Here is a 17,221-nt window from a genome sequence, read left to right as displayed (position 1 = left end):
ATCTGTTTGCTGCTGCACATGGGTGGGCGGCGAGCCGTGAAAGCCGGCATGACCCCAGCGGGTCAGACGTGCACCGCCATCGGTAACGGCGGATGTTCAGGGATGAATGGCAAGCAAAGCGAGGTTGCAATGAACTATCAACTGCTGTGGAAAAGTGCAATTTTTTCAGTCTCTTCCATGATGGCGATAAGCGCTGTTCAGGCTGCGCCACTGAATGTGATGACCGAGGATTACCCGCCATTCAACATGCAGGGAGAGGGGGGCAAGATTGTAGGGCTGTCGACCGAGGTGGTCGAAGAGCTGTTCAAGCGTGCCGGGGTCGAATACAAGCTGACCCTGATGCCCTGGAAACGGGCGTACGAAGATACCCTCGGTACTCCCAATACCGCCCTCTACTCCACGACCCGCACTCCGGAGCGGGAAGCACTGTTCAAGTGGGTAGGGCCGCTGGTCAATAACAACTGGGTGTTTTTCTCCAGCTCGACCGCCAATATCACGGTCAAGTCACTGGAAGATGCCAAGCAGTATTCGGTGGGTGGCTATAACGGCGATGCGGCCGCCGAATATCTCAAAGCCCAGGGATTTGCCAAGTTGCAGCTGGCTGCCAACGATACCGCCAACGTGAAGAAACTGGAGGCGGGCCGCATCGATCTTTGGGCAACCGGCCAGTATCTGGCGCCTTATCTGGCCAGCAAGGAGAAAGTAGCTTCACCCAAGCCGGTCTTCGTGTTCAAGGAAACCCAGATGAGCTTGGCGTTTAACAAGGATACGCCCGATGAGCTCATCACCAAGCTCAACGAGATCCTCGCTGCCATGAAGGCGGATGGCACCATCGACAAGATCAATGCCAAGTACCAGTAACAGTACCAATAGCAAGTGCCGCTGAATGGCACTGCGCCGGCTGCCGTAAAACCGGGAGGAAACCATGGATTGGAAAAGTCTGACGTTCAGGATTGCCGTGTTGACCTCCCTGTCGGTGAGTCTGCTACTGGTGTTGTTTGGCGCTTACAACTACAACGCGGTCAGGGCGGAGAGCTACAGCAAACAGAGTGCGCTGGTCGAGCAGGCCATCGGCCGGCTACAGCTCTCCCTGCCCGGCCCGCTGTGGAATTATGAATCGGCCTTCATCGAGGCATCGCTCAAGTCCGAGCTGGCGGCCGATATCCTGAGTGCTTTGCTGGTGGTCAACAAGGACAAGCTGGTGGCCGGGTTTGCCCGTGACACGGCGGGGAGCATTGCCCCCGTGACAGCCATGCCTGCCGATGTGTCTGCCTACGGAGGGTATGACCTGGTCTATGACGACAGCGGTCAGAAAAACACCGTGGCCCGATTGCTGGTGCAAACCAGTGATGCTGCCATTCAGGCCCAACTGCGCCAGCAGTTGATCACTACCGTCTGGCAGATCCTTGTGCTCGATCTCTGCATCATCGCCCTGTTGATGGTGCTGATTCATCGCAATGTGCTCAGGCCGCTTCACCAGATGAATCAGGCGGTGTTCGATCTGGCCAAAGGAGAGGGGGATCTGACCCGGCGTCTGAAGATCAGCCGCCAGGATGAGATGGGCGCGCTGGCCACCAACATCAACCACTTTATTGCCAAGTTGCAGGAGATGGTGGCGGAGATCAACGAGCTCTCTGCCGGTGTGTTGCAAACCGCCGAACTCTGTGACTCCCTCTCGGCAGATACCCGGGTAGGCAGTGACGCCCAGCAATCCGAGCTGGATCAAGTCGCCACCGCCATCACCGAAATGAGTCAGGCTGTGCAGGAAGTGGCTGGTAACGCAGTGAAAACCTCTGGCGCTACCGATGAGGCCAACCTCTATGTGGAGCAGGGTTACAATCTGGCGGGCCATGCCAATGAGGCTATCCATCAACTGGTGGGGGAGGTGGAGCGAGTCGCCACCCTGATGCGCACCCTTTCGACCGAGAGCAGCAGCATTGGCACCATCATCGAAGTGATCAACGGCATTGCCGAGCAGACCAATTTGCTTGCCCTCAACGCGGCCATCGAGGCGGCGCGGGCGGGTGATCAGGGGCGCGGTTTTGCGGTGGTGGCGGATGAGGTACGCACCTTGTCGGGCCGTACTCGCCAGTCGACGGAGGAGATCAGTGCCAGTATCAAACGGTTGCAGCAAGCGACCCAGAATGTCGGGGCCGGAATGCAACAGAGTCAGGAGAAGGCATCCCGCGCCGGCATCGAGGCGGCAGATGTGCAGATATCGGTGGAGAAGATTAAAAATCAGGTCAGCCTGATCCGCGAGATGAACATGTATATCGCCCAGGCATCGGAAGAACAACACTCGGTGGCAGAGGCGGTCAGCCATAGCGTCAACCGGATTGCGACGCTGAACAGCGAGAGTGCAGCCAGAGTGGCAAAGGTTGCCGAGGCCAGCAGCGATCTGCGGCAGTTGTCGGCCCAGCTTGACACCCTGCTCAAGCAGTTTCGGGTCTAGTCAGTTAACTTCGCCCCGTTGGATCATCCTGCGGGGCAGGCAAGGTTCCCTTTATTGTTATTGTGAAGTGCGGCGAGATGTTGTGAGGGGCAAGGGGCCTTGTCCAGCAGCGTTTTTCGTCATGCCCATGTCACTGTTTAGCTGAGATTGGCGTGATCGTGATACGCGAAACTCGCGGCATCATGCTCTGCCCGATACGCAGTCCGACAGCGCTGGACGCATATTTTCATTTTCCCCGCTCATGCCTGCCTGCATCTATTGTGCCGCTGATCTCGACCCTTTAGAATTTCGTTTAATTACAGCGAGTCCTGAGCCGCCATCTGGCTTTATCAGGTGTGGAATCCCATCTTCTTCATGATGAATGCAAATAACAGGTGGTTGGTATGACGGGGGTTGCGCCAGGCAATAACATATCAGCCTATCACTTCGGTGATTATGTCTTTGATGTCAAAAGGCGAGAGTTGATCTTCTGTGCCGACAAGGACAACTTGCAAAGCGCCCGGGTGGTGCGCTTGTCATCGGCAGAGAGCCTCATTTTCAGCTATCTGCTCGATCACCATGACGAGGTGTGCGACAAGGATCTGTTGCTCGAAATCGGCTGGTTGGGTCGCCCCATCAGCCCCAACTCCCTGAACGTGGCTATCGCCAATATTCGCCGCCACTTCGCCTCATCCCCCCAGACGCTGGATATCAGAAGTACCCCGAAAAAAGGGTACTCCCTGCATCTGAACTGCAAGATGAAGAGCTATTACGGCAAGGCACTGCCAACAGATAGTGAGCCCTTGCCCGAGCCGATGAGCGAGCCCACGCCTGCAGCGGCTGCGCAGCCACCGTCGACATCACCAAGCTCCGACCACGAGGTCATCAAAGAGCCTGCGGCTCCCCGTTCTTTTGGTGAGCGCGCCAAACTTGCCTTTCTCAGCGGTATCGGGCGGCCAATGCTGGCAAGGGGCCTGATGTACGTCAATCTGCTACTGGCTGTGTTGGTGGCGTTTGTCGCCAGCTATCTCCATTTCGAGTGGCTCCATGTGCACTGCACCGATTCGCCGACCGGCGTTGTTTGCCAGATGGAGGCACGGAGCGACGTGCCACCAGTCAAGCCGGCATCGCTGGTGCTGGTCTCCGGCCACCAGGTTCGCGTGCTTTCCTATAAAGAGCTCGAAAAAACGCTGTAAGGGATCTCTGATGAAACGAACGCTGAAAAATACCTTGCTGCTGTTGCCACTGCTTGTCGTGCTGCTGTTTGTGGTCGGGATGTTTATCAACAGTCTGGGCTGTCATTACGACCTGAAAATGTCAGCCAATGGAGTCAACTATCACGGGGTGTGCCGCTGGGGCAAAATTACCGTGATCGAAGAGGAGGAGGCGACCAGGGAGAAGTGGCGGGTGACCGGTTTTCAACTTACCTTCTTCAACCAGCTTGTTTACCTCATCGACAGTCGTACCCAACTGCACGAATCGGGTAACGATGACTCCTATCTCAATGAGTACAACCTGATCCAGTCGCAATATGCGCTGGTCAACTATGCCTGGGTGCCGCTGACTGAAAACAAGGTGGCGATCTTCCAGCGCGATCCGGTGCATGAGGTCGTGATTGCCCAGCGAGATGGCTGGTTCGATCTCTATCGCTGGTTCTTCCCCCCGGCACCGCTGGTACCTGTTCAACCACAAAGCGCAGTTGCCGGGCGTCCCGCTAGTTTCTAAATAACTTGCACCAAGGGCCGGTGACCTCGCAGTGGCCTGTCTCATCACTGTTTTGCCAGCCCAGCCGATGGTAGAAGGCTACTGCCGCCGTGTTGCGAGTCGCAACCTTGAGCGAGCCGTGCGGCGAATCAGCGAGGCCCCGCTCCAGCAGGGCGCGTCCTATCCCCTGACCGTGCCAGTCGCTTGACACATAGAGGTGATGGACGAAGTGATCGGGCTGCCAGATGGCGATAAAGCCGCAGATATTGTCCCCCTGTTCGGCTACCCACACCTGTTCACCTTTGGTCTGTTCCTCGAAATCCTCGAGTTGGAAACGGGCGGGATCTACCCAGTGAAAGGTGTGGCGGCGGCTCTTTAAAAACAGCCGGGCCAGTTGGGGAATGTCGTGTTCTTCCATGAGCCGGATCATGATGTCCTCCCGGATCAAGCCAATGTTCATTGAGGCAGCTGCACAGCGGCAGGTTAATCGATGCAAATGACAAGGGTGTGATTAAGCACTGTCCATTGTATTTGCCATGGGGCTATACTGCCGGAGTCCCTTGTATGGATGGCTTGAGGATCGCTGATTTATGGACAATAAACTGATTGAAGGCAACATTTTTGTGCCGGCGCACATAGACGATGTCTGGCACGCCTGGACTACCGAAAGCGGTCTGCGCAGTTTTCTGGCTCCCGAATGTTTGATGGTGGCCGAACCGAATGGTCCTTTCGAGATCTACTTCAGGCCTGATGCCCCGCTGGGTGAACGTGGCAGCGAAGGGTGCCGGGTCATGGCCGTCATGCCCTATGACCTGCTCAGTTTCAGCTGGAATTTCCCGCCCAGTCTGCCCCATATCCGCCAGCAAAAAACCCAGGTTTGCCTGCGCTTTGTGCCAGAAGGGCAGGGCACTCGCCTCTACTTCCTGCAGAGCGGTTGGGCCAATGATCCGGATTGGGATCAGGGTTATGCTTATTTTCGGGAAGAGTGGCTGGAGACCAGCCTGCCACGGTTGCAGTACCGTTTTACCCACGGTCCCATCGACTGGAACAATCCGCCAGACAAGGCACAGCTGAAGGCGCTGGCCCAGTAATTCCGGATATCAGACATAAAAAAAACCGGCCAAAAGGCCGGTTGAAACAGTTCAGGCTTGTCAGGTGACAAACGTATCCAGCGGATGAGAGTCGCTTTCCACTCCTTGTGAAGCACAACACTCTTGGTTACGTGCGGCTACTTTATGCCATTCACACTGAATCGAGGCTGAACCATGGATGATCCCGCCTCGTTCCCCTCTTCAATCAGATAGTGATCCCCATCGACTGGCGCAAGTAAGCGCCCGCACCGAGTAGCCCCGGCCCTTCATGGGTGATCAGAAACACCGGGATCTCCTTGAGGTAGGACTTGAAGCGCCCCTTGTCTTCAAAGGCGACCCGGAAACCGGAACCGGTAAAGAACTCCTGGAAGCGCGGCACTATGCCACCTGCGATATAGACGCCGCCAAAGGTGCCCATATTGAGGGCCAGATTGCCGGCAAAGCGGCCCATCAGCACGCAGAACAGGCTCAGGGTGCGACGGCAATCGAGGCACTCCCCGGCCAGTGCGCGCTCGGTAATGTCTTTGGGGGCAAACGGCTCTGGCTCACGGCCATCGGATTTCACCAGCCCGCGATAGAGATTGACCAGGCCCGGGCCGGAGAGGAAACGCTCTGCCGAGACATGGCCCAATTCGCCTCGCATCACCTGCAGCACCGCATCTTCCTCTTCGGTGTTGGCAGCAAAATCCACATGACCACCTTCACCCGGCAGGCTCAGCCACTGCTCACCCGCCTTGACCAGATGGGCGACCCCAAGGCCGGTACCCGCACCATAGATGGCTATGGGCTTACCAGCCACTGGCGCCGCGCCGCCCAGCTGGATGCGATCCGATTCAGCCAACACCGGAACCGCCATCGAGACCGCAGTAAAGTCGTTGATCACTTGCAGGCGTGCCAGCCCGAGATTGCTCTGCATCTCGCTGATGGAGAACTCCCAGCTGTGGTTGGTCATAGCGACCCAGTCACCGTTGATGGGGCAGGCAATGGCGATGCAGGCTTCAGCCACCTGAACCTTGTGTTCCTCCAGATAGAGGCGTACCACGGCTTCAAGGCTGGGATGGGCCAGACCTGAGTAGGTCTTTGCCTGAGAGATAGTACCGGTGGCCAGCTCACACAGGGCCAGACGCGCATTGGTGCCGCCGACATCGCCGACCAGCGCATGGGTATGCTGCATAACAACTCCTTCGTTACAGGATGGGGACGACTCTGGTGTCCCGAGATTATTGTTGGATTATGACGGCCCATTCTATCCGAGCTCAGGCTTGCTCACTCGCCGGATCGATACAAACGTGCGCCTGCTCACAGTGTTGTTGCTTTGCAACATTTGTAAGCGCTTTCATGGCTAGGTGACGTTTTGTAACGAAAAGTACGAAATAATTAGAGATGAGTCATACTTTGTATGGCAGGCGTTAGTTGCGATAACCGCTTGTCTTGTATAGTCCTTAGCTTGAATGGAAACTTGCTTAGCCGTAGATTGAGTGCAAAGACACTGAAGCTAAATTACAAAAACGCCTGGTGGTGATGATGAATACCCTTGATAAAATTACGAACAACTTGGAAAGTTTCAGTAAATCAGAACGCAAGGTTGCCGAGGTGATCCTGGCGTCTCCCCAGACCGCCATCCACTCCAGCATCGCCGCTCTGGCCAAGATGGCCGACGTCAGTGAACCGACCGTCAACCGCTTTTGCCGCCGTCTCGATACCAAGGGCTTTCCTGATTTCAAACTCCATCTGGCCCAGAGCCTGGCCAATGGCACCCCTTACGTAAATCGTCATGTGGAAGCGGAAGATGGGCCTGATACCTACACCGCCAAGATCTTCGAATCCACCATGGCTTGTCTGGATGCCGCCAAAAACAGCCTGGATATCTCTGCCATCAACCGCTGCGTCGATATCCTGACCCAGTCCAAGAAGATCAGCTTCTTTGGCCTTGGCGCCTCCTCCGCCGTTGCCCGCGATGCCCAGAACAAATTCTTTCGCTTCAACATTCCGGTAGTGAGCTTTGACGATATCGTCATGATGCGCATGAGCTGCATCAACAGCAGCGAAGGGGATGTGGTGGTGCTCATCTCCCACACCGGCCGCACCAAGGCACTGGTCGAGATCGCCGCGCTGGCCCGCGAGAACGACGCCACCGTGATCGGTATGACCGCCAAGGACTCCCCGCTGGCCCGCGAGTGCAATCTGGTGCTCTCCATGGATGTGCCGGAAGATACCGATGTCTATATGCCGATGGCATCCCGCATCGCCCAGCTGGCGCTGGTGGATGTGCTGGCGACCGGTTTTACCCTGCGCCGTGGGATGAAATTTCGCGAAAATCTGAAGAAAGTAAAAGAGGGATTGCGCGAATCCCGCTTCGAAACCCCGCACTCTTCCTGAACCGTCGGGGGCTCCGGCCCCCGACTGTCTATGCCACCCGCCTTGGTGTAGTATTGTAATTTAATAACAAAAACCACCCAGATGGTTTGCAAACGGGTGCATCGAGCCATGGGCTTGATGGGGCAGAATCTCAAGTCATATCAACTTCATATTGGAGTCTTTCATGCCTAGACGTACAAAGATTGTAACCACACTCGGTCCGGCTACCGACCGCGAAGGGATCCTTGAAGGGATCATCCGCGCCGGGGCCGACATGGTGCGGATGAACTTCTCTCACGGCACTGCTGAAGACCATATCCTGCGCGCCAATCAGGTGCGTGACATTGCTGCCAAGCTCGGTCGTCACGTCGCCATCATGGGTGATCTGCAAGGCCCGAAAATCCGTGTTTCCACTTTCAAGGATGGCAAAATTTATCTGGCCATCGGTGACAAGTTCATTCTTGACGCGGCGCTCGGCAAGGGTGAAGGTTGTCAGGAGCAGGTCGGTATCGACTACAAGAGCCTGCCAGACGATGTGGTACAGGGCGACATCCTGCTGCTGGACGATGGCCGTGTACAACTGAAGGTCGAGCAGGTTGAAGGCACCCGCATTCACACCACGGTGACCGTGGCCGGGCCGCTCTCCAACAACAAGGGCATCAACAAGAAAGGGGGCGGTCTCTCCGCTCCGGCCCTGACCGAGAAAGACAAAGAAGACATCAAGACTGCTGCCCGTATGAACGTGGACTATCTGGCGGTCTCCTTCCCCCGTTGTGGCGATGACCTGCGTTATGCCCGCGAGCTGGCCCGCGAAGCCGGCTCCAATGCCAAGATCGTGGCCAAGGTTGAGCGCGCCGAAACTGTCGCCACTGACGAAGCGATGGAAGACATTATCCTCGGCTCCGACGCCGTCATGGTTGCCCGTGGCGATCTGGGTGTCGAGATCGGTGACCCCGAGCTGGTTGGCGTACAGAAGAAGCTGATCCGCCACTCCCGTCGTCTCAACCGTGTGGTGATCACCGCGACCCAGATGATGGAATCGATGATCAATGCGCCGCTGCCGACTCGTGCAGAGGTCATGGACGTGGCCAACGCCGTGCTGGATGGTACCGATGCGGTGATGCTCTCCGCCGAGACTGCTGCCGGTCAGTTCCCCATCGAGACCGTGACCTCCATGGCGAGCGTCTGTGTCGGTGCCGAGAAGCACCCGAGCCTGAACGTCTCCAACCACCGCATGAGCTACACCTTCACTTCCGTTGAAGAAGCTGTAGCCATGTCCACCATGTATGCGGCCAACCACCTGGAAGGGGTGAAGGCGATCGTGGCACTGACCGAGTCCGGCACCACGCCGCTGCTGATGTCCCGTATCAGCTCCGGTCTGCCGATCTTTGCTATGTCCCCTCACAACAAGACCCTGGCCTGGACCAATCTCTACCGTGGCGTCACCCCGGTGATGTTTGACGGTGACGAGACCAAACCGGTCTACGAAGTGTGCCGCGACGCGCTGGCCGTGCTCAAGGAGAAGGGGCTGCTGCAGAGCGGCGACATGGTGCTGCTGACTCACGGTGACAAGATGGAAACCGTGGGTAGTACCAACACCTGCAAGGTGATGATGGTCGAATAAGCCCGTCCGGTTTTACTGTGCTTAACAAGGCTGCTCCTCTTTGATGAGCAGCCTTTTTGTTAACCGCAGTTGGGCTGTGGCGGTATAAACAGGACTCAATGATTGCTTAACCGGATTCCCCTTCCGATAATGCGGGAGTGATTTTCAGCGGGTAGCCTGTTGTAGGTGATCGTCTCAGGTAACCCAGACACTCGACAATACGGGAGTGAAAAAATGAACAAGCGTAACTGGTTGCTGGCCTTGTCACTGAGTCTGGCCTTCTCACCCTGTTATGCCGACTGGGCCAAGCTCAAGGCCGCAGCGTCCGATCTGGGAGCGGCAGTGAGCGAGACCAGCAAGGAGGTGTGGCAGGATGTCAGCGATTTCTCCAAGAAGAGCTGGGCCTCCATCTCGGCCTGGGGAGAGGATGCCTTCAATACCGCCGGGGTCTGGACCGACAAGAGCATCGCGACCGGCAAGGAGTGGCTGAAGGCAGCCGACAAGGAGCTCAACGAGATGCTCAACCCCAAGACGGCGAAAGAGGCGAGGATCGCGCTCAATACCATGGCCGACACTGCGCTGATCCGGTTGTTCAACGAGCAGCCATCAGCCAAGTTGTTGTTTGACAAGGCTTATGGCTATGCGGTGTTCGATTCGCGCAAGTTCTCCCTGATGCTGCATACCAATCAGGGGGCCGGGGTGGCGGTCAATCGCAAAACCGGCAAGCACACCTATATGAAGATGTTTGGTGCGGGTCTGGCGGCCGGGATTGGCGGCAAGTTTTATCAGCAGGTGATCCTGTTTGAAGACAAGGCCAGATTCGATAACTTCGTGACCCAGGGGTGGGAAGCTACCTCCGAAGTGGGTGTGGTGGCCGGCAAGGAGAGCGCCGAGCTGACCGCCAAATACAACGGCGGCATGGCCATCTACCAGATTGGCGAGAAGGGCTTGCTGCTCGATGCCAATATCTCCGGCTCCAAGTACTGGATTGACAAGGACTTGACTGAAACGAGTCGCTAATCCTGTCGTGATCTCGCCAACAGGCCCGCAGTGCGGGCCTGTTTGTTCTCTCGGTGTCAGTGGGCTGAATAGACCTGCTTGCCCTTGAACATGGTCCAGAGCACCTTGGTCTCCTTGAGCTCTTCGCTTGCTACTTGCTCCAGATTGCGATCCAGCAAGATCAGGTCAGCACTCTTGCCCGCGCTGATGGAGCCAATCTCTTTCTCCCGTCCAATTACCTTGGCTGCGTTGAGGGTATAGGCCTGCAAGATGGCCTGACGGCTGATCTGCTCGCTGGCGGGGGGCAGCAAGCCAAGCTCACCTTGGCGGGTGATCGCGGTATACATGGCGAGGAAAGGGTTGGGGCTGGAGACCGGCCAGTCACTGGCACCGGCGATAATGGCGCCGCTTTGCAGCAAGCTGCCTGCCGGATAGAGGCGGGCTAGCAGTGCCGGGGGCACTTTTCCTTCAAGCAGCAGGGTGGTCGCCACGTTTTTACCGGCCCACAAGAGTTGCATCGATGCGGCCACATTGAGCGGTTTGAAACGGGCAATGCTGGCCGGGCTCACCACCTCCAGATGGGTGATGCTGTGCAGCAGGTGGTGATCCTGATTGTGGGCCCGGGCATAGGCGATGGCATCGAGGGATTCACGGACGGCCCGATCGCCGATGGCATGAAAGTGAGTGATAAGTTGATGGGCATCCGCGGTGCGGATCAGCTCGTTGAAACGCTGTTTGTCCAGATCGTCCTTGCCGCTGTAACTGGGACGGTTGAGGTAGGGCTCGCTCAACTTGGCGGTCTGGGATGGATACTCGATGACACCATCTTGCAGGATCTTTATCCCCACCAGTTTAACGTCCGGGGCATCTTGAAACTGCTGTTGCAGCGCCAATACGTCATCAATGATGGCGGGTGATGCATGTATCCCCACCAGTGCCAGTGCGGATACATGTCCGGTCAGCTTGCCTTCCCGGGAGAGCATGCTGTACGCCGGCAGCAGGCCGGTATCTCGGCGATCCGGCTCGGCGTTGAAGATGGGGGCGAGGGGGCGAATGTTGCTGATAGGGTCCATCCAGGCGGTAATGCCCACCTGATTGAGCTGTTTGGCGGCGGTCATGATAGCACTGGCAATCGTCTCGTCGCTGACGGGGGGCAGCGCCTTGAGGATGGCATCCCAGCCGCCTTCCGAGGCAAAGCCATTGAGCATGCCGGATGGGGTGAGGCCAAAATTGCCTTTCAGCGGAGCATAACGACCGGCAAGGGTGTCGGCATCAATGCCAGCCTTGCGCAGCATGGCCTGATTGGCCCAACCGGTGTGGGCATCCGAACCGGCCAGTACTACGGGTATTTGCTGGTATTGCGGGCCATTGAACACCTGAGCGAGCAGGGGAAGCTGATGCCAGTAGTCGAGGGAGACATTGCTGTATAGCTCTACATCGCCCAGTGTCAGGCGGGGATCATCCTTGCTGCGGGTCAGAAATTGCTGCACCTGCTCAACCTCACTCATGGCATCGGGAAAGTTAACCGTCATCCCCTGAAAACCGGCAAATGCCGCATGAACATGGCTGTCGATGAGCCCCGGCATCAGGTACTTTCCTTTCAGATCAAGACGCTTGGCATGGTTGCCGAGGCGGGCGCTGACCTCCTGATAGCTGCCGACTGCCACTATCTTTTTACCTTCAATGCCGACCGCTTCCGGGTGAGGGTTCGCCGGATCACCACTGTAGATGGTGCCGCCAAAGATCAGTGTCTGGCTCTGTGAGTGGGCATTGGCGGCAGCGGGAAGCGTTACCAGCAGGCTGGCGAGAAACAGCGTTTTGATATTCATGGGCATGACTCCGTCGCTTCGGTGCCCGAAGGCACCGAAGTGGGTAAATGGAAATGAGGTATCGGCTTATCGGTTGATCAGCGGGATACAGATATCAAACACGTAATGTTCCCGGTCGGGGTCCGTGCCTGCGTGGTATTGCTCGTAACACGGGCGATCGTCGCAGTTCAGCCCTTGGCCCACTACCCAGCGAAACGCCGTTTCCCAGCAAGCGACCAGTTGATCGCCGCGAGCGATAAACTGACAAACCGCATAGGGGCCCGCGGCGATGGTCTGGGTGGTTAACTGGCGCCCAGCGGGGATCTCTGGCCCCAGCTCGATGCAGACGTCAGTACGGCAACGGGTCTCATCGGTGATATCGGGGATATCCCAATAGAGACTCAGGGTACCCGCCGGTGTCATCGCCTCGTCTGAGGCGAACAGCGCGAGCAAATCCCGATGAGCTTGCTCGCAGGTCTCTTTGCCATAGGGGCCCAGGCGGCGCATGTACGCCACGCGCCGGGCGGGCATCTGCCTGACGCTAGCCCCCTGCAACAGACCCGGGTGTTCGGTGACCGGGTGCATGACCAGGCCATCATAGGTGTCAAAGGGAAGGGGATCGTTTCCAATCTTGCTTTTCCAGTTTCCCCCCTGCTGCTGGCGGTATTCCGAGGGGCTCATGGCGAAGTGCAGGCGAAAGGCCTTGGCGAAATTCTGCGAGCTGGAGAACCCGGCGGCCAGTGCGAGGGTGGTGATGTCACTCTGGGGGGAGGCGAGCAAGCGACGGGCAGCGCGTTCCATACGCAGGCGCCGGGTAAATCCGGCAATGGTCTCGCCGACCATCGTCTTGAAAATACGGTGGAAGTGGAAGGTGGAGATGGCTGCCGCCGCTGCGACCTCATCCAGGGCCGGATTGTCATCCAGATGGTGGCTGATGTAGTCCATCGCCTTGAACACGGGTTTGCGATAATCCAGAGCAGACTCCTTGCCAGCCAGCAAAAGTGGGCCTCAGAGTCGGATTTAATCAGAGCTACCTGCCGTTGTCGAACCCGTCCGGCCTGGTCTGGCCACTCATCCGCATCGCGCTTTTAACGCATTGGCACTCAAATTGCTTGTTGCTTGCCAGCGTCAATGATTTGTCTGGGGATGGAAAATGGAAATTAGTGCAAGCAGCCTGATGCAAGAGATGCAGGCGCTCAAGATCGAAGCAGGCGCAACGCCGCTGGCACAACCCGGTCGTCAGGTAACCTCCGACTTTGGTCAGCTGCTGCAACAGGCGCTTGGCAACGTCAACGAGCTGCAAGGGGCCGCCAATGATCTGCGCACCCGTTTCGATATGGGTGACAAGTCGGTGGATCTGGCCGAGGTGATGATCGCGGGCCAAAAATCGTCTATCGCCTTTGAAGCCACGGTACAGGTGCGCAACAAGATGGTCGATGCCTACAAGACCATCATGAACATGCCGGTATAAGCGACGCCAATAAACCATGACGACTGAACATCATGAACATGTCAGCAATAAGGACATAAATCGTGGCTACTGACCAAAACGGCGATCTGCTGATAAACGATGAGGGCACCGCCGCCCTCGATGAAAATGAGCAGAAGAGTTCGGCGCTGGGCTTCCTGTCCAACACCGATGTGCTGCGGCAAATCACCCTGATCCTGGGGCTTGCCATCTGTCTGGCCATTGCGGTGTTTATCCTGCTGTGGGGCAAGGAGCCGGACATGCGTCCCCTCGGCACCTATACCACTCAGGAGCTGGTGAAGACTCTCGATTTCCTCGATCAGCAGAAGATCCCCTACGAGGTGGATGGCAAGAGCGTGCTGGTCAACGCCGAAAGCTACCCCACTATCCAGCTGGCCTTGACCCGTGCCGGTCTTGCCAATGCCACCGATAGCAACATCGGTGGTGAAGATATCCTGCTGAAAGATTCCAGTTTCGGCGTCAGCCAGCGGATGGAGAGTGAACGTCTGAAGCTGAGCCGCGAGCGCCAGCTGGCGAGCGCCATCGAGCAGTTCCAGAATGTGGCCAAGGCCCAGGTGCTGCTGGCCATTCCGAAAGACAACGTGTTTGCCCGCAACGAACGCAAACCCAGTGCCACCGTGGTGCTCAACCTGAAAGGGGCGGCGCTGGGGCAGGGGGAGGTGGACTCCATCGTCGATATGGTGGCCTCTGCGGTACACGGCCTTGAGCCGACCCGTGTCACCGTCACCGACCAGAATGGCCGCCTGCTCAACTCCGGCTCGCAAGACCCGATCTCGGCCCAGACTCGCAAAGAGTTTGCCATGCAGCAGAAGCAGGAGCTGGAGTACAAACAAAAAATTGACGCCATCCTGATCCCGGTGCTGGGGGCCGACAACTATACGGCGGAAGTGGATCTCTCCCTCGACTTCTCCCAGCAGGAGCAGACCCGCAAGACTTATAACCCTGACCTGCCTGCTGTGCGCTCCGAAATGACCATGGAAGAGAACAGCGCCAGTGGTAGCAACGGTGGTGTGCCTGGTGCCCTTTCCAACCAGCCCCCTGCCGCCTCCAATATTCCCGAGGAGGCGACCGGTGGTGATGGTGCCAGCGCTGCTGCTTCGGGCCGTTCCCGCAAAGAGGCGACCCGCAACTTCGAGCTGGATACCACCGTCAGCCATACCCGTCGCCAGATGGGTGGCATTCGCCGCATGACTGTTTCGGTTGCCGTGGATTACAAAGCGGTACCCGGTGCCGACGGGGCCGTGACTCGTGAGGCGCGCACCCAGGCAGAACTCGATACATTGCGTCGTTTGCTGAGCGGTGGTCTTGGCTTTGATGTGACCCGTGGTGATACCCTTGAGGTGGTCGCGATTCCGTTCAATCGTCCCGAACTGGATACCGTGGCCGAGGTGCCGCTCTACGATCAGCCCTGGTTCTGGCGTGCGGTGCGCATCGCCGCCTCGGTACTGGTGATCATCGTGTTGATCGTGACCGTGATCCGTCCCATGCTCAAGCGACTGCTCTACCCGGATGCCAAACCGGAAGGGGAGCTGGATTTCGACAACCACACCGTACTGGGTGGCGACGACGAGTTGAGCCTGCTGTCAGCACAAGTCGAGAGCGATCAGGTGTTTGGTGTCCGCGATGGCCAGCTGAAACTGCCGGATCTGCACCGTGACGAAGACTTGCTCAAGGCGGTACGTGCGCTGGTGGCGAACGAGCCGGATCTGGCCGCTCAGGTCATTAAAGAATGGGTAACGAACAAAGATGCCTGAAGAAAAGAAGAGTCAAGTCACCGGCAATGACATCACCGACAGTCAGCGCCAGATCCTCGACCAGATGTCGGGGATGGAGATGGCTGCGGTGCTGATGCTGAGCCTCAATGAAGAGGATGCCGCCCAGATCTTCCGTCATCTCGAGCCCAAGCAGGTGCAGCGGCTCGGTATGTCGATGGCCTCCATGTCCGACTTCAGTCACGATCGGGTGGCGGCGGTGCACCGTCAATTCATCGACGATATCCAGAAGTACACCAACATCGGTATCGGCAGCGAAGACTTCGTGCGCAAGGCGTTGGTGGCGGCCCTTGGTGAGGACAAGGCGAGCAACCTGGTGGACCAGATCATTCTCGGTTCCGGCGCCCGCGGCCTCGATTCGCTCAAGTGGATGGATGCCCGTCAGGTGGCCAGCATCATCCAGAACGAACACCCGCAGATCCAGACTATCGTGCTCTCCTATCTGGAGCCGGAGCAATCCGCCGAGATCCTGAGCCAGTTCCCGGAGCAGGTGCGCCTCGATCTGGTGATGCGTATCGCCAACCTCGAAGAGGTGCAACCGGCGGCACTGCAAGAGTTGAACGACATCATGGAGAAACAGTTCGCCGGTGCGGCCGGTGCCCAGGCAGCCAAGATGGGCGGCCTGAAGGCTGCCGCCAACATCATGAACTATCTGGATACCAATATCGAAGGCCAGCTGATGGACTCCATCCGCGAGTCGGACGAAGAGATGAGCCAGCAGATCCAGGATTTGATGTTCGTGTTCGAAAACCTCATCGATGTGGACGATCGCGGCATCCAGACCATGCTGCGGGAAGTGCCGGGGGATCTGCTGCAACGCGCCCTCAAGGGCTCCGACGATCAGATGCGCGAGAAGATCTTCAAGAACATGTCCAAACGGGCGGCCGAAATGCTGGCGGACGATCTGGAGGCCATGGGGCCGATCCGGGTCTCCGAAGTGGAAGCGGCCCAGAAAGAGATCCTCTCCATCGCCCGTCGTCTGGCGGATGCCGGCGAGATCATGCTGGGCGCCGGTGGCGGCGAGGAGTTCCTCTAAGCCATGGCCCATAAACAGAATTGCGATGCCAAGCCCGCATCAGGCAGTGGTGAGGAGCCGCGCAAAGCATGAACAACAAACTGCGTGGGTATGTGCGCCCCGAGGGCGATGATGCCCGTGTTGAGACCTGGGGCTGGCCCGAGATGGAGGTCGAGGTAGAGGCGGGAGCGCCTACCAATGCCCTCGGCTTGGCCCCTGACTGGTATCAGCAGGAAGAGGAGGTGGTGGAGCCGGAGCCCGAACAGGAGCCGACCCCCAGCATCACCGCCGAAGAGCTTGAAGCGATCCGTCAGGCCGCCTGGGAAGAGGGGATGGCTGAGGGGCGCGAGTCCGGTTATGCCAAGGGAATGGAAGAGGGCAAGCTGGAAGGATTGCAACAGGGCCACTCTGCCGGTCTCGAACAGGGGCGCGAGGAGGGACTGGCCATGGGCCGCGAGCTGGTGGAGCAGGAGATCGCCCACTGGCAGGGGCTCGCCGCCCGCCTTGCCAATCCGCTTAACGAGCTGGATCAGGCGGTGGAGCAGCAGCTGGTCTCGCTGGTGATGCAACTGGCTCGTGCGCTCATTCGTCACGAAGCGGAGACCTCCCCCCGCATTCTGCTGGAGGCGCTTAAAGAGGGGCTGGCCTTGCTGCCCGCAGCCGAACAGGGGGTGACTCTGATGTTGCATCCCGATGATATCGCGCGAATCGAACAGGCATTTGGCGCCGAAGAGTGCGCCAAGCGCCAGTGGCGATTGCAGAGCGATCCCACCCTCTCCCCCGGCGATTTGCAACTGGCTACCGAGCTCTCCAGCATCGATATGACCCTCTCCGGGCGCATCGATCAGCTGCTGCGCAACTTCTTGCGGGACAATGCGTCGCAGAAACCGGCTTCGCAGGATTCACGCCCATAACCGATGCCGGACGTTGCCGTCCGGCTGCACTTTTTAG

General features: G+C 57.9%; 16 protein-coding genes. 12 read left to right on the top strand and 4 right to left on the bottom strand.

The features are described from left to right. The first annotated feature begins 129 nt into the window (after positions 1-129). The 4 genes from I6L34_RS04560 to I6L34_RS04545 all read left to right on the top strand — a co-directional run bounded on the left by I6L34_RS04560 (position 130) and on the right by I6L34_RS04545 (position 4,156). The gene (locus I6L34_RS04560) at positions 130-861 is read left to right on the top strand and encodes an ABC transporter substrate-binding protein (RefSeq protein WP_005334783.1); all 732 of its coding nucleotides are present in this window, start codon (positions 130-132) and stop codon (positions 859-861) included. A gap of 64 nt (positions 862-925) precedes the next feature. Next, positions 926-2,452, top strand: coding sequence for a methyl-accepting chemotaxis protein (locus I6L34_RS04555; protein ID WP_216955896.1), 1,527 nt, complete (start codon positions 926-928; stop codon positions 2,450-2,452). A gap of 461 nt (positions 2,453-2,913) precedes the next feature. Then, entirely contained in the window at positions 2,914-3,627 is a 714-nt protein-coding gene (locus tag I6L34_RS04550) for a helix-turn-helix domain-containing protein (protein ID WP_234879856.1), read from the top strand. 10 nt (positions 3,628-3,637) lie between these two features. Continuing rightward, the gene (locus I6L34_RS04545) at positions 3,638-4,156 is read left to right on the top strand and encodes a hypothetical protein (protein WP_042082504.1); all 519 of its coding nucleotides are present in this window, start codon (positions 3,638-3,640) and stop codon (positions 4,154-4,156) included. On the opposite strand, the gene I6L34_RS04540 is transcribed toward I6L34_RS04545, so the two are convergent. Further along, complete coding sequence (locus I6L34_RS04540) at positions 4,146-4,565, bottom strand: GNAT family N-acetyltransferase (protein ID WP_107683709.1); 420 nt, start codon at positions 4,563-4,565, stop codon at positions 4,146-4,148. The genes I6L34_RS04545 and I6L34_RS04540 overlap by 11 nt on opposite strands. A gap of 160 nt (positions 4,566-4,725) precedes the next feature. Between I6L34_RS04540 and I6L34_RS04535 the strand changes: the two genes are divergently transcribed. Next, positions 4,726-5,226 carry an SRPBCC domain-containing protein gene (locus I6L34_RS04535; protein ID WP_005334766.1) on the top strand — a complete coding sequence of 167 codons (501 nt, stop codon included), beginning with the start codon at positions 4,726-4,728 and terminating at the stop codon, positions 5,224-5,226. A 205-nt stretch (positions 5,227-5,431) separates the two neighbouring features. Here the strand turns inward: I6L34_RS04535 and glk are convergent, their stop codons facing one another. Next, positions 5,432-6,400 carry a glucokinase gene (glk, locus tag I6L34_RS04530; protein ID WP_005334764.1) on the bottom strand — a complete coding sequence of 323 codons (969 nt, stop codon included), beginning with the start codon at positions 6,398-6,400 and terminating at the stop codon, positions 5,432-5,434. Positions 6,401-6,750: 350 nt separating this feature from the next. Here glk and I6L34_RS04525 point away from each other — a divergent pair, with 350 nt between their 5' ends. The 3 genes from I6L34_RS04525 (at position 6,751) to I6L34_RS04515 (ending at position 10,207) form a co-directional block, all read left to right on the top strand. Continuing rightward, positions 6,751-7,605: a MurR/RpiR family transcriptional regulator gene (locus I6L34_RS04525; protein ID WP_005334759.1), complete on the top strand. Its 855-nt coding sequence runs from the start codon at positions 6,751-6,753 to the stop codon at positions 7,603-7,605. A gap of 163 nt (positions 7,606-7,768) precedes the next feature. After that, positions 7,769-9,208 (top strand): pyruvate kinase, encoded by a 1,440-nt coding sequence (pyk, locus tag I6L34_RS04520; RefSeq protein WP_005362071.1) that lies wholly within the window; start codon positions 7,769-7,771, stop codon positions 9,206-9,208. Positions 9,209-9,421: 213 nt separating this feature from the next. Continuing rightward, the gene (locus tag I6L34_RS04515) at positions 9,422-10,207 is read left to right on the top strand and encodes a hypothetical protein (protein WP_216955893.1); all 786 of its coding nucleotides are present in this window, start codon (positions 9,422-9,424) and stop codon (positions 10,205-10,207) included. A gap of 56 nt (positions 10,208-10,263) precedes the next feature. On the opposite strand, the gene I6L34_RS04510 is transcribed toward I6L34_RS04515, so the two are convergent. After that, a complete protein-coding gene (locus tag I6L34_RS04510; RefSeq protein WP_216955890.1) occupies positions 10,264-12,015 on the bottom strand; it encodes an amidohydrolase in 1,752 nt (583 codons plus the stop codon). 66 nt (positions 12,016-12,081) lie between these two features. Beyond that, a complete protein-coding gene (locus tag I6L34_RS04505) occupies positions 12,082-12,993 on the bottom strand; it encodes a GyrI-like domain-containing protein (protein ID WP_216955887.1) in 912 nt (303 codons plus the stop codon). A gap of 154 nt (positions 12,994-13,147) precedes the next feature. Between I6L34_RS04505 and fliE the strand changes: the two genes are divergently transcribed. The 4 genes from fliE to fliH all read left to right on the top strand — a co-directional run bounded on the left by fliE (position 13,148) and on the right by fliH (position 17,184). Continuing rightward, positions 13,148-13,465: a flagellar hook-basal body complex protein FliE gene (fliE, locus tag I6L34_RS04500; protein WP_005362062.1), complete on the top strand. Its 318-nt coding sequence runs from the start codon at positions 13,148-13,150 to the stop codon at positions 13,463-13,465. A gap of 62 nt (positions 13,466-13,527) precedes the next feature. After that, positions 13,528-15,237, top strand: a complete 1,710-nt coding sequence (fliF, locus tag I6L34_RS04495; protein WP_216955884.1) for a flagellar basal-body MS-ring/collar protein FliF — start codon at positions 13,528-13,530, stop codon at positions 15,235-15,237. Beyond that, entirely contained in the window at positions 15,230-16,291 is a 1,062-nt protein-coding gene (fliG, locus tag I6L34_RS04490) for a flagellar motor switch protein FliG (RefSeq protein ID WP_005334749.1), read from the top strand. Before fliF ends, fliG begins: the two co-directional genes overlap by 8 nt. A 68-nt stretch (positions 16,292-16,359) precedes the next feature. Then, on the top strand, positions 16,360-17,184 hold the full coding sequence (fliH, locus tag I6L34_RS04485) for a flagellar assembly protein FliH (RefSeq protein WP_058055729.1): 825 nt from the start codon (positions 16,360-16,362) through the stop codon (positions 17,182-17,184). Positions 17,185-17,221: the final 37 nt, after the last annotated feature.

Origin of the sequence: Aeromonas sp. FDAARGOS 1404, from assembly GCF_019047085.1 — a bacterium.
Lineage (GTDB): Bacteria > Pseudomonadota > Gammaproteobacteria > Enterobacterales > Aeromonadaceae > Aeromonas > Aeromonas veronii.
This window is presented reverse-complemented; position numbering and strand designations above follow the sequence as displayed.

What these genes read in the sequence shown, in the direction of transcription:
- pyk (WP_005362071.1), top strand. Translation starts at nt 7,769, where the DNA reads ATGCCTAGACGTACAAAGATTGTAACCACACTCGGTCCGGCTACCGAC.
- fliG (WP_005334749.1), top strand. Translation starts at nt 15,230, where the DNA reads ATGCCTGAAGAAAAGAAGAGTCAAGTCACCGGCAATGACATCACCGAC.
- I6L34_RS04535 (WP_005334766.1), top strand. Translation starts at nt 4,726, where the DNA reads ATGGACAATAAACTGATTGAAGGCAACATTTTTGTGCCGGCGCACATA.
- I6L34_RS04510 (WP_216955890.1), bottom strand. Translation starts at nt 12,015, where the DNA reads ATGAATATCAAAACGCTGTTTCTCGCCAGCCTGCTGGTAACGCTTCCC.
- fliE (WP_005362062.1), top strand. Translation starts at nt 13,148, where the DNA reads ATGGAAATTAGTGCAAGCAGCCTGATGCAAGAGATGCAGGCGCTCAAG.
- glk (WP_005334764.1), bottom strand. Translation starts at nt 6,400, where the DNA reads ATGCAGCATACCCATGCGCTGGTCGGCGATGTCGGCGGCACCAATGCG.
- I6L34_RS04540 (WP_107683709.1), bottom strand. Translation starts at nt 4,565, where the DNA reads ATGATCCGGCTCATGGAAGAACACGACATTCCCCAACTGGCCCGGCTG.
- fliH (WP_058055729.1), top strand. Translation starts at nt 16,360, where the DNA reads ATGAACAACAAACTGCGTGGGTATGTGCGCCCCGAGGGCGATGATGCC.
- I6L34_RS04560 (WP_005334783.1), top strand. Translation starts at nt 130, where the DNA reads ATGAACTATCAACTGCTGTGGAAAAGTGCAATTTTTTCAGTCTCTTCC.
- I6L34_RS04545 (WP_042082504.1), top strand. Translation starts at nt 3,638, where the DNA reads ATGAAACGAACGCTGAAAAATACCTTGCTGCTGTTGCCACTGCTTGTC.
- I6L34_RS04515 (WP_216955893.1), top strand. Translation starts at nt 9,422, where the DNA reads ATGAACAAGCGTAACTGGTTGCTGGCCTTGTCACTGAGTCTGGCCTTC.
- I6L34_RS04525 (WP_005334759.1), top strand. Translation starts at nt 6,751, where the DNA reads ATGAATACCCTTGATAAAATTACGAACAACTTGGAAAGTTTCAGTAAA.
- I6L34_RS04555 (WP_216955896.1), top strand. Translation starts at nt 926, where the DNA reads ATGGATTGGAAAAGTCTGACGTTCAGGATTGCCGTGTTGACCTCCCTG.